The sequence below is a fragment of the Vibrio tritonius genome (genome assembly GCF_001547935.1).
GTDB lineage: Bacteria > Pseudomonadota > Gammaproteobacteria > Enterobacterales > Vibrionaceae > Vibrio > Vibrio tritonius.
Genome location: NZ_AP014635.1, coordinates 1874649 through 1886700 on the forward strand (window position 1 = coordinate 1874649; position 12052 = coordinate 1886700).

Genomic DNA, 12052 nt, shown 5'->3' on the forward strand with positions numbered 1-12052 from the left:
CCTCTAACTCCCCCCTGGTTTGGCTGCCTCGTCAAACAGGATTTCATTGCAGGGGGGAGGATCGGTTTTGCACTTGGGGTATGCCTCGAAGGCTACAATTGGCCTCGCATTTAGTTAAAAGAGAACTGCTGAGCCAAAAAGGACAGTCGGCAGCTAAAAAGGACAGTCACTCTAAAAGTGAAGCTAAAAAGGACAGTCGCCTTAAAAATCGAACTGATATTAACTTTGGCGATTAAGTAATCATCGCCAAAGTTAAAAAAAGCACCGTCATATGTTCATTAACGAGGGAGAGATATAAGATGAATCGTTTCGCTTACACCGCTAACTCGGCAAAGCGTTCATAGCCCAGTTCGCTAATATCGATCGACGGGGTTTCGTCGTTGGCGAGTTCGGCTAATACAGTGCCGACGGAAGGGGATATACCAAAGCCGTGACCAGAAAAACCGCAGCCGAGAATTAAGCCCGGTAAATCATCGACTTTGCTGATCACAGGCACTTTGTCTTTGGAATAGTCGATAATCCCTACCCAACTGCGCACGACCTTGGCGTGTTTTAAGGCGGGAAGATAACCGAGGATGCCGCGACACGTTGCTGAGGTGGCTTCAATCGGCGTGTGATCAGAGGCTTCATTTACTAAGCTGGCATCCAAGGGGGAGCCGCCGCCAAAGATAAACGATCCGTGAGTGGTTTGATGCCCGTAGAAATCGGCCATTGCTGTGCCGAGCATTTGGTAGAACATTGGTGGCTGTGCGTCGGTGATCAACGTATCCAGTGCAACAGCAGAGATCGGCACATCAATGCCAACGGTTTGAATAATAGGGCGACTTGCTAATCCAGCGGCGACGACAATTCGGTCGGCTTCAAATTCACCGCTTTGCGTCACGACTTTTCGTACTTTGCCGCCAACCATCACCAGCTTTAACACGCTTTGTTCAGTGTAAAACTGAACGCCACGTTGGCGCGCCGCGTTATGAAAAGCGAGTGTGGTTTTGAGCGGGTTGGCGTGACCATCGGAAGGGCACCAACTTGCGCCAATCACTTCATTGGACAGATGCGGACAAATTTCACGTACGTCAGCGCCGCTCACCATGGTCACATCAAGTCCCTGCCCGACCGCCGTGGCGGTTAACCCTTTTAAGATATTGATATGATCGTCGGTTTTGCCTAAACGCAAATTCCCTTGTTGGTAATACTCGACGTCGGTTCCGAGTTCTTCAGAGAGATGCGGCCAGAGATGTTTCACGCCGTACATAGCCAGTGCCAATTCGCGTTTATCGCGCCCCGACTGGCGAACGCCACCACCATTGCGACCCGAACCACCGTAACCAATCACTTTTCCCTGTTCTAACACAATGACTGAGCGACCTTTTTTCGCCAGATAATAGGCGGTTGCACAGCCGATAATTCCTGCGCCAATAATGATGACATCTGCGTTTTTTTTCATTGTCGTTCTCTCTGCAATGCGGCGAAAACCATGCCTAGCTCCTACCATTCCCTATTGCGATTTCGTCCTTGGCAATTCAGCCTTCAGCAATACCATGCTGATACAACTAACCGATTAATTTTTCTCGCTAAATTGCATGGTAGCGTACTGTTCAATACTCAATGGTTTGATTGGCGTACGAACGTGTAGCGTTCCGACCTCTTTGATATCGATGTTGCAACTTGCCGCAATCATTTCTGTGAGCGTAGCGCCACACATTCGGCCTTGGCATGGGCCCATTCCTGAGCGAGTTTTGCCTTTGATTTGCGCTGGATGACGAGCTCCTTGGGCAATTGCCTCACGGATTTGTCCGGCAGTGATCTCTTCACAACGGCAGACTAAGACGTCATCATCCACGGGATTCAGTGTCTGGCGATTAGGCGGGAAAACGTGGTCTAAAAATGGGCGAATCGAGCGATCCCGTTTGAGCTGTTTACGATGTTCAACCGCTAGGCTCTCGCGTTCTTGAGCGGTGATTTTACCAAGTTGGTATGCGGTATTAATCGCCGCTAAATGCCCTCTCGATGCAGCGATAGGACCGCCGCCAATACCCGATGCATCACCAGCAATCGATACTCCATCGACACTGGTTTGACCCCATTCATCCAGTTTTGGTTTCCAGTAACGCTGCGGCTCATACCATTCATGTTCGCAATTAAGAGCTTGGCTCAAACGTAAATTAGGCACAACGCCTTCATGAAGCAGCACAGATTGAGCCACAATTTCATGAGTTTTACCGCGACAGCAAAAACGAAAGCCTTCCGCCTGCTGATCGCCTATGACCTCAAGGTCGCGACAACCTATATAAAGCGGAACGCCTGCACGTTTGAGCTTTAGTCGCATCTGTAAGCCTTTGATAAGGTAATTAACTCGCGGCCAGGCTTGATGAAGAAAAGGCGCTGCTTTCAGGTAATCTTTAAAACTTGCCGTTTCGACCATGGCAGCAATGTGCGCGCCATTATCAACAAGATGGCAAGCCGCAAGCAGCAGTAGCGGACCGCTACCTGCAATCACCACGGGACCTTCGGGAACCATATCCGCTGATTTAAATAGAATGTCGGCCGCCGCCGCGCCCATTACGCCGGGTAGCGTCCAGTTTTTCATCGGCACAGGGCGTTCAACCGCGCCAATGCTGACTATCATGCGCTTACTACAAACTCTATGAGTAATCCCTTTACACAGCAAATCAAGCTCAAACTGATTGGCAATATTAAGCACTGTCGTGCTTGGCATATAGGTCGCATTGGAAGCGCGAAACATCTCCACCAGCGGCTTTCCAGCAAAATAGTCTTTGCCTAATGTATCGATATTTTCTGCTCGGCTACGTTCCATCGAACGATAAATCTGACCGCCCGGCTCTGGCTGTTCATCCACCACCAGTGTATCGAGCCCTAAGTTAGACGCAGTGACTGCCGCAGCCAGCCCGCCGGGGCCTGCACCGATGACGATAAGGTCGTACATTTTATCCATTAGCGGCCACCTTTTTCCCGATCTGACGGTTCACCACCATGCCATCGTGAACTAAGGTGTTACACGCTTGCTGATTAGGAACGCCGTCGATTTCCATCAGGCATTCAAAGCAGACGCCCATCTGGCAGTAACCCGCACGATGCGCGCCGCTGATAGGCGAAGTTCGGTTATATCCCATCCCAGCCGCCATCACTGAGGCTAAAACGGTTTCACCTGCCGGGACTTGCAGCGCTTGACCTTCAAAGGTAATCGTCACCAGCTCCGCTTCAGGTCGATTTTTATGAATTCTTTTCAGCATACTCAACTCCTCAACGCTCCAGAAGAATCCTTATTTCTTGGACTATTCGCTACAAAGTTCGCAGCCGATCATCGCTTCAAGTTCAATTTCAACCAATTGACTAGGGCGATTAAGTTTGGGAGTTTCGACCATGGTAAACAGTGGGCGAACGTCTTTAAAAACCGCACTGTAAGCTTGCGCAACGTCTTTGCCCAAAGCCATATCAGTAATGTAAGCCTTTATTTTGTAGACATCTTTTGCTTCGGATCCAGCGCGTGCTAGTAGCCCAATGAATTTTTCGAAGATAAATTGCGCTTGTTCAAACGCGGTAGAACCGGATACAGAGCCATCTGGCAACACGGCGGTTGTGCCACCAATGTGGATTTGATTACCCACTTTGACCATACGCGAATAACCAGCGATCTCTTCTAACGGCGCACCAGATGAATAGTTAATACGTTGCATAATCTCTTCCCTTATTTGTGTACAGCTCATCCATGATGATTCCACCAACGCGAAAAACATCAGCGCACTCATGTCAAACACGTTCTTATTAACATCGATACTAGGGAGCCGGGTTATGCGTGTATTGTATTTTTGCGACATCTAAGGCTTGTGACGAATTCAAAATTAGCTGTTGAGGTTATGTAACCAGCTGAGCAAAGAAGCGATATTTCCTCAAACGAAACTAATCAATTTGCATATCCAAACTTAACAGCATAGAGTAAATTCAATGAGTTACATCAAAGAGACTAAGGAAGGAATCATGAGTGAATATGGATGCCAATTGATGGCTGAGCCAATGACCCGAGTATTAATGCGACGCCCGGGCAAAAGCCTGTTAGCTGCAGACAAAACGACTTGGCACTACAACGACTATTTCGATGCTAAAAAAGCCATTGTGCAATTTAATGAGTTTGCCAAGTTAATTGAAGCGACTGGCTGTGAGATTTTGTGGTTAGACGATAACGATGATGGACTTGCCGATGCCATGTTTACCCGTGATTCGTCGCTGGTCACCAAGGCAGGAGCTATTGCACTACGTATGGGTAAAAAACTGCGTGCTCCAGAACCTCAAATGCACAAAGACTTTTACGAAACCGCGGGCATTCCGATGTTAGGTGAACTCACTGGTGTAGCGCGTATTGAAGGTGGTGACCTGATTTGGTTAAACGAAACGACACTGCTTGTAGGTATGGGTTTTCGTTCGAATGAAGAAGGGGTAAAACAGCTGAATGCTCTATTAAATTCCCATGGCATTCAAGCGTTAGGATTTGATATGCCTTATTGGACAGGCGAAGATGCCTGTTTGCATTTAATGTCGGTAATCTCTCCTTTAACCGAGACTAAATATCTTGTTCATCCTCCTCTGATACCAGCACGTCTGTGGCGTATACTTCAAGAGCTTAATATTGAACTGGTTATCGCACCAGAAGATGAATTTGCTGATTCTTTTGGTCTTAACCTGAATGTGCTTCCTACCTCACCCGATCACTGCATCATGATTGAAGGTTTTCCTAAAACTAAAGCGGTGGTGGAAGCGCATGGAGTTACGGTAACCACCTTTGCCGGAGATGCCCTTTGTATGGCATGTGAAGGCGGTCCAACCTGCTTAACCAACCCACTCGTGCGCAGTTAATCGACTCCCCGACTAAAACAGAAACAGCAAAGCGACTCTACGTGCTTTACTATTTCCCCCTGAGAAGGGGGATTCTCAAAATCATAAACAAGTTCCTCAAGCGACTACTTATATAGGAATTTTTATTCATCTTTACCCATCAAAGAAATGATATCGATGTGGGGAATAAACCATTAGTGCATAGATGGAAGGAGCGAATATACCATAACGTCCCTACTCAAAACTTACTTGATTATTTCAGATGAAATTGCTACGAGCATCACGCGTAAGGTGCCTTAAAGTTACACGACACAAAAGCAATTGCTCTACTATTAACAAATATATCGTGTAAAAAGGTCATACTTTATGTTAAAGAAAATATTGTGTGTGTCCTCGTTAGCATTATTATCAACTCCCATTTTGGCCGCAATTAATGTGGATCATGAGAGCATCCTAGGAAACAATGACTGGTATGTGTCTGGTGGACTTGGTATTACAATTCCCTTAAATGCTGATTTTTATAATAATGTTGGTAACCGAGGAACATTTGACTTAGATAATTCAGCGAATTTTTCTGCATCTATGGGTTATAAAATCAATAGGTTATTTCGAGCAGAAAGTGAACTGTCGTATAGAAAGAATGATATCAGTCGTGCTAGTTATTCAGGCATTGGTTCTGGCTCTTCTTCAGGTGATATTGCTACCTATATACTGATGCTGAATGGATACTATGACATTTTAACTATCAACCATTTTACTCCTTATGTTTCTTTAGGTTTGGGGATTTCACGCCACCATATTAGTTCAACTCAAGTTGACATTTCTGGAGTAACAGACGGTAAAAGTGATTCGGATACCGCTTTTGCCTATCAATTCGGTCTAGGTGTGAATTACCAACTGTATGATGACCTGCTATTAACTGCAGGCTATCGATATTTGACAACAGAAAATCCAAAATTTGATGTAGGGAATGATGTCGATGTTAAGGCGGATTACGATATCCATGAAATAAAAATCGGTATTATATATGCTTTCTAATTTCGAGATTATAATTATCCTCAAATATAGATAGTTATTAATTTAATAACTATCTATATTTTCAGACTCATGGGCTCTTCCTCTCTTGGGGTCTGCAAATCTCCACCAAAATTATTGACGTAGTCTTTCACCGTTTGATTTGAAAGTCGTTCTGGTAATGACTTTCACTCAGTGTATTGTCCGATCTTCAAATCACTTACTGGCGACGATCTCGCTCAGTGCAATAGTGCTGTACAATTACGGCTCGATTCGTTGGTCATCATCGCCTAAAATAGTGGCTCATTCACATGTACCGAGCGGCAGTTTATCTGCTCGCGCTAAGGTTTCATCATACGCTAAGGAATGCTTTGCAGTTATCCAGCTTTAAACACAAAACCCGCAAAGGCCCCGACTATCGCTTTGGTGAGCAGATGTCGTTTATCGATATTCGTGACACCTTTGGTATCGGTAGCATCCGCGTGGGGAAATGGGTGAACAGTGAAGAGAAAGATCTTGCTGCGAATCTGATATTTGATTCATTGGCCGATCTTGCTTATCTGCTTGCTATTCCCCCATCTGCGATAGGTTTGCGGGGCAATTTAAATCTCGCCTTTGGTACTGGTGGACGTAAAGGTGTACAAGCCCACTATGCGCCGAATTTGCGGGAGCTAGCGTTAGCAAAGAATGCCGGAGCCGGTGCCCTCGCCCATGAATTTTGGCACGCGTTTGATCATCACATCGCGGAAAAGGCGTTTGATATTGGCGACCGTTCCGGTCCGCAGCGGCAGATTCTGTTTGCCAGTGATTGTTGGCTGCACAATGCCAAGCCTTTTGTGCACCCGCTTAACGAAAAGCTGTTTAAAATTTTTGATGTTGCCTTACTAAGCAGTGATGGACAAGAAGTGCACGACTATGTCGCCCGCAGTGTCAAAGCGGATAAAGCCGCTGGTATTCAATACTTTTCTACACCCACAGAGATGATGGCACGCGCCTTTGAAGCCGTCGTGGAATCTTGTTCGGGTATTGAAAATCCCTATCTTGTCGCAGGAACCACCAAAGGCGAGATGCTTCCTGTTTATCCCGACTTACACCACCGAACCCTTATCCATCAAGCGCTACAAGACTATTTTCGCCCTTTAGGTGAAGCGTTAAGTCGTTAGTAAAACAGCCAAATTACCCCTAACACATGTAATGCTTTAACTGTTCACTATCACCATCATGAATCTTTCTCATGTTTCACATTAAGTAATACCATTGTTAATTCTGTAGCACGCCAGTTATAAATTCATCATCGAATTTAAACACAGATGATGACAAATTCATCTAGGCAAAATGGACTCAGGCTATGACTCAGAATTTTACATTTACTATTAAAAGCACTTGTCTTGATGAAAACTACCACCCATCAGACAACACTCGTATCACAACGAACTTTGCAAACTTGGCTCGTGGCGAACATCGTCAACAAAACCTGCGCAATGCCTTGAACATGATTGATACGCGCTTTAACGAGCTAGCTTCTTGGGATAACCCAACCGGCGATCGTTACTCGGTGGAACTGGAAATCATCTCTGCTGACATTGAACTGGATGGAAAGACCATCCCTTCGATTGAAGTATTGAAAACTTACATTGTTGATAACAAAACCCATCAACGCATTGAGGGCATTGTAGGTAACAACTTCTCCTCCTACGTTCGTGATTACGATTTTAGTGTGCGCCTGCTGGATCACAATAAAGATAAGCCTGGTTTTTCTGTACCAACGGATTTTGGAGACTTGCACGGCAACATCTTTAAATATTTCGTTAATTCAGAAACCTATGCACAAAACTTTGCGAAAAAACCTGTTATTTGTTTGAGTGTTTCCGACAGCAAAGTGTATAGCAGAACAGAGAACGAGCACCCTATTCTTGGTTTTGAATACGAGCCAAATGAATCGTCACTAACAGAACAATACTTCAAAAAAATGGGCTTACAAGTGCGCTATTTCCAACCGAAAAACAGCGTAGCGCCGTTTGCTTTCTACTTCTTTGGTGACTTGCTAAACGATTACACTAACTTGGAATTGATCAGCACAATTAGCACCATGGAAACATTCCAAAAAATCTATCGTCCTGAGATCTATTTCGCTCATGAAGTTGCAGGCAAGCAGTATCAACCAAACTTGAGAAATAGTGAACACTCTTTAACAGACATTGTTTACGACCGTGAAGAACGTACTCAACTTGCGATTAAACAAGGGAAATACGCTGAAGAAGTCTTCATTAAACCTTACCAAACCATTCTAGAGCAATGGTCAGCTCAGTACGCTTAATCCTAAACGAGACAATTTAACGGTAACGAACATGACAAAACTATTCCCAACTTCGACTGCAGGTAGCCTGCCAAAACCAACGTGGCTTGCTCAACCAGAAGTGCTTTGGTCTCCATGGAAATTGGAAGGACAAGAGCTGATTGATGGCAAACACGATGCTCTACGAGTCGCATTGCAAGAGCAACTTTTAGCAGGCACCGACATCGTAAGTGATGGCGAGCAAACGCGTCAGCACTTTGTAACTACCTTTATCGAACACTTAAATGGCGTCGATTTTGAAAACCGCCAAACGGTAAAAATCCGTGACCGCTACGATGCGAGCGTACCAAGCGTGGTTGGCCCAGTATCACGTCAAAAACCAGTGTTTGTTGAAGATGCCAAATTCTTACGTTCGCAAACCGACAAGCCAATCAAATGGGCGCTTCCTGGGCCGATGACCATGGTTGATACCCTTTACGATGCGCACTACAAAAGCCGTAAAGAACTGGCGCTTGAGTTTGCTAAAATCCTGAACCAAGAAGCAAAAGAGCTAGAAGCCGCTGGCGTCGACATCATCCAATTTGATGAACCCGCCTTTAACGTGTTCTTTGATGAAGTAAACGATTGGGGTATTGCTGCACTTGAAACAGCGATTGAAGGGTTGAAGTGCGAAACCGCAATTCACATCTGTTACGGCTATGGCATCAAAGCCAACACCGATTGGAAAAAGACATTAGGCAGCGAATGGCGTCAGTACGAAGAAGCGTTCCCGAAACTACGCGAATCGAACATCGACATCATCTCTCTTGAGTGTCACAACTCAAAAGTACCAATGGAACTGCTGGAATTGGTGCGCGGTAAGAAAGTGATGGTCGGCGCAATTGATGTGGCAACCAACGACATCGAAACGCCTGAAGAAGTAGCTGCAACTCTGCGCGAAGCGTTGAAATACGTCGATGCCGACAAACTTTACCCATGCACCAACTGTGGTATGGCGCCGCTTTCACGTGAAGTGGCTCGCGCCAAACTGCACGCACTGAGTGCAGGTGCTGAGCTGGTACGTAATGAGTTTCTAGCCAAATAAACGCGCCTATTTTCTGCCATTCTATTTGGCAGAAAAACAGACTCAATTAAAAAAGGTTACCGGAGAAATTCGGTAACCTTTTTTTACTCAACAAACTTAGCTAAATGCGTTCTAGACCTACGCCATCACTACCTTATGACGCAGACCCGCCGTCATCGCCAATTGCCCATCGGTGGTGATAACAATGGCGTCCATTCCTTCAATTTGCGTCACCGCGTGCAAAATGGCGCGTGGCTCTAAACCAAATAGCTTAGTGGTGTAAAGATCGCAGTCTAAAGAGCTATCCGCAATAATCGTCAGCGAAGCGACACTGTTTTGTACCGGATAGCCAGTTTGACTATCAAAAATGTGGTGATATTGCTGCCCATTATGCTCAAAGGTGCGTTCGTAAATACCCGAGGTCACTACCGATTGATTGGCTATTTTTACCGAGGCCACACAATGCCCTCTTGGTAAAAAAGGATTTTGAATACCCACATCCCAATCCAAACTTTGCTTAGGGGATTCGCCATAGACCAGCAGGTTACCGCCGATATCCACCATTGCAGAAATGGGCAACTTTTGCTTAAAAAACGCCATGACTTTGTCGCTAAAATAGCCTTTGGCGATTGCGCCTAAATCGATTTCTAGTCCCGGCTTGGTAAAGAATATCGAACGTTCTTCATCGTTTAAAATCATGTCAGCAGGATTTAAGCGCTCTAACACCGTATCGATTTCCGCTTGAGTGGGCACTCGCGCCTCTTTAAATCCCACCCGCCACAGTTTAACCAACGGCCCGATAGCAATATTCAAAAAACTCTTTGGATCGACACTATGTTGATGGCCGATTTTGATCAATTCGTATAAATCAGCATCAACCACAACAGGATGATTAGCCGCATTTATTTTCACATCGGCAAGCTGTGATGCATCGCTATTTGCGCTAAACACTTGCTCATAACGCCGTAACATGGCACAAGCTTGCTCGAGACATTGCTCTGCATGTTCGCCTTTAAAATAAAGGCGAATTTTGGTGCCCATCAGTTCGATGAGTTGGTGTGCTTCGGTCATGTCATCTCTCTTACTTTTCAGCATGCGCGCGGTTGTCGTCAGTAGCTTTGCTCATTGATAGCAACATTCTTAATATTCTGCCGTATCTTTATAGCGCATAAAGGCATCCACCAGCCCTTTATCCATCTCAGTGAGATCACGGTTGTAGTGGTGAGCAATAAAATAGTCCGCGTTAAGTTGCTCAACGGGCAACATGTAAATGTTATAGTTTTCTGCACATGGTTCAATCATCAAGCTTTCCGGCACAAACGTCACTCCGGCATCTGCCATGGCCAGATTTTTTACGGTTGCTATCTCGCAGCTCTCTAGCACGATATCAGGCTTTATCTTATAAATATCAAGCAGGTGGTCGACCTGTGTCCGAATTACCGACCCTTTTATCGTTAGTACCAACTTTTGGCTAAGTAACTCATCCATCGCAATACTGCCTTGGGGAATCATCGCTGTGCCTTTTTGGTAGAGTGCGCTCGATTTAGGTATCACCGCATAGTATCGATGGTTTCCCCATGACACCGCTCTAAGATTAGGGTCAAGATGCCTTGAATTTTGTCCCACCCAAAAATCGACTTCACTTTTTAACAGTCTCTTCTCGTTGTTATCTGGCATATCTTCCACCAACTCAATTTGACACAGCGGATAATTCGCTAAAAATTTGGGCAGAAACAAAGGCAAAAGATAAGAACCAATGCTTGGCAAAATACCTATCTTGATGGTCGTTTTATCCATATCGGTGATAGCAGTGATATTACGGCGCATATTGGAATACACCGTTTCTATCGAGCCCAGATAATCGTAGTAAATCTTGCCCTGCTCAGTTAAACGATATGGCAACTCACTACGGTTGATAATTTGGCAATTAAGCTCACTTTCAATCCGTTTGATCACTTGCGTAAGATAAGGTTGCGAAATTTTAAGGGAATCGGCTGCCTTACTGTAATTGCTGAATTTGAGTAACGCATCGATGTAATAGAGGGTGTTTTGACTGCGATATTTTGACATTGCTCAATCTCACTATGCGCTTAAGTGCATTCCTATAACAAATTACTTATCAACCCTTATTTTATAGCTATTAGATAGCAATTGCATACTGTGATACAACTGAACACAGAATTTAATTATGGCTATGACAATTTAGGGAAACCTCTACTATGAACTACTTAGCAATTGTTGGCACCAACTCCAAGGTGTCAACAAATCGTATGTTACTGCAATTCATGAAAGAGCATTTTAAAGACGAAGCCCAGCTTGAACTTTTTGAAATAAAAGACCTGCCCGCTTTCTACGAACCTGACGATAACCAAGCCCCCCAACAAATTGTTGAACTATCAGCAAAAATTCTTGCCGCAGATGGCGTTATTATTGCCACGCCGGAGTATGACCACACCATTACTGCCGCACTAAAAAGTGCGTTAGAGTGGATCAGTTACACAACGCAAGCACTGACGGATAAACCCGTTTTGATCGTGGGTGCTTCCCATGGTGCTTTGGGTTCTTCTCGCGCTCAAGCTCACCTTCGTCAGATTCTTGATTCCCCAGAATTGGCCGCTCGCCTTATGCCGAGCAGCGAATTTCTCCTTGGTAAATCGCAAGCTGCTTTTAATGCTGGAGGGGCTTTAATCTATCCAGAAAAGGTCACAGAACTCGATGAAATTTTTAGAGAATTCATGTTATTTACCGACCTTATTACAAAATTGTTATCAGAGAAGCCCGCAACTCGTAAAGGTAAGAAATTCGCTTGGCAAACTCAGGAGGCAAAATAA

Annotated in this window: 12 protein-coding genes; 6 read left to right on the forward strand and 6 right to left on the reverse strand. The window is 45.0% G+C overall.

Translation table 11 applies throughout. The features are described from left to right. Window positions 1-313 precede the first annotated feature (313 nt). From JCM16456_RS08215 to JCM16456_RS08230, 4 genes are all read right to left on the reverse strand, one after another. A complete protein-coding gene (locus tag JCM16456_RS08215) occupies window positions 314-1444 on the reverse strand; it encodes an NAD(P)/FAD-dependent oxidoreductase (RefSeq protein ID WP_068713756.1) in 1131 nt (376 codons plus the stop codon). 114 nt (window positions 1445-1558) lie between these two features. Beyond that, complete coding sequence (locus JCM16456_RS08220) at window positions 1559-2953, reverse strand: FAD/NAD(P)-dependent oxidoreductase (protein WP_082712255.1); 1395 nt, start codon at window positions 2951-2953, stop codon at window positions 1559-1561. Next, window positions 2946-3251 (reverse strand): (2Fe-2S)-binding protein, encoded by a 306-nt coding sequence (locus JCM16456_RS08225; RefSeq protein WP_068713757.1) that lies wholly within the window; start codon window positions 3249-3251, stop codon window positions 2946-2948. Before JCM16456_RS08225 ends, JCM16456_RS08220 begins: the two co-directional genes overlap by 8 nt. A gap of 42 nt (window positions 3252-3293) precedes the next feature. After that, window positions 3294-3695 (reverse strand): Rid family hydrolase, encoded by a 402-nt coding sequence (locus JCM16456_RS08230; protein ID WP_068713758.1) that lies wholly within the window; start codon window positions 3693-3695, stop codon window positions 3294-3296. A 301-nt stretch (window positions 3696-3996) separates the two neighbouring features. Between JCM16456_RS08230 and JCM16456_RS08235 the strand changes: the two genes are divergently transcribed. The 5 genes from JCM16456_RS08235 to JCM16456_RS08255 all read left to right on the forward strand — a co-directional run bounded on the left by JCM16456_RS08235 (window position 3997) and on the right by JCM16456_RS08255 (window position 9242). Continuing rightward, window positions 3997-4869 (forward strand): dimethylarginine dimethylaminohydrolase family protein, encoded by an 873-nt coding sequence (locus JCM16456_RS08235; protein ID WP_068713759.1) that lies wholly within the window; start codon window positions 3997-3999, stop codon window positions 4867-4869. A gap of 345 nt (window positions 4870-5214) precedes the next feature. Then, window positions 5215-5886 (forward strand): outer membrane protein, encoded by a 672-nt coding sequence (locus JCM16456_RS08240; RefSeq protein ID WP_082712256.1) that lies wholly within the window; start codon window positions 5215-5217, stop codon window positions 5884-5886. A gap of 347 nt (window positions 5887-6233) precedes the next feature. Continuing rightward, a complete protein-coding gene (locus JCM16456_RS08245) occupies window positions 6234-7025 on the forward strand; it encodes a CLCA_X family protein (RefSeq protein ID WP_068713761.1) in 792 nt (263 codons plus the stop codon). A 185-nt stretch (window positions 7026-7210) separates the two neighbouring features. Further along, the gene (locus JCM16456_RS08250) at window positions 7211-8179 is read left to right on the forward strand and encodes a DUF1852 domain-containing protein (RefSeq protein ID WP_068713762.1); all 969 of its coding nucleotides are present in this window, start codon (window positions 7211-7213) and stop codon (window positions 8177-8179) included. A gap of 31 nt (window positions 8180-8210) precedes the next feature. Continuing rightward, a complete protein-coding gene (locus JCM16456_RS08255; protein ID WP_068713763.1) occupies window positions 8211-9242 on the forward strand; it encodes a methionine synthase in 1032 nt (343 codons plus the stop codon). A 117-nt stretch (window positions 9243-9359) separates the two neighbouring features. Here JCM16456_RS08255 and JCM16456_RS08260 read toward each other — a convergent pair whose 3' ends face one another. Beyond that, window positions 9360-10292: an FAD:protein FMN transferase gene (locus JCM16456_RS08260; RefSeq protein WP_068713764.1), complete on the reverse strand. Its 933-nt coding sequence runs from the start codon at window positions 10290-10292 to the stop codon at window positions 9360-9362. A 69-nt stretch (window positions 10293-10361) separates the two neighbouring features. After that, window positions 10362-11291 carry a LysR family transcriptional regulator gene (locus tag JCM16456_RS08265; RefSeq protein ID WP_068713765.1) on the reverse strand — a complete coding sequence of 310 codons (930 nt, stop codon included), beginning with the start codon at window positions 11289-11291 and terminating at the stop codon, window positions 10362-10364. 149 nt (window positions 11292-11440) lie between these two features. Here JCM16456_RS08265 and JCM16456_RS08270 point away from each other — a divergent pair, with 149 nt between their 5' ends. After that, window positions 11441-12052, forward strand: coding sequence for an NADPH-dependent FMN reductase (locus JCM16456_RS08270; RefSeq protein WP_068713766.1), 612 nt, complete (start codon window positions 11441-11443; stop codon window positions 12050-12052).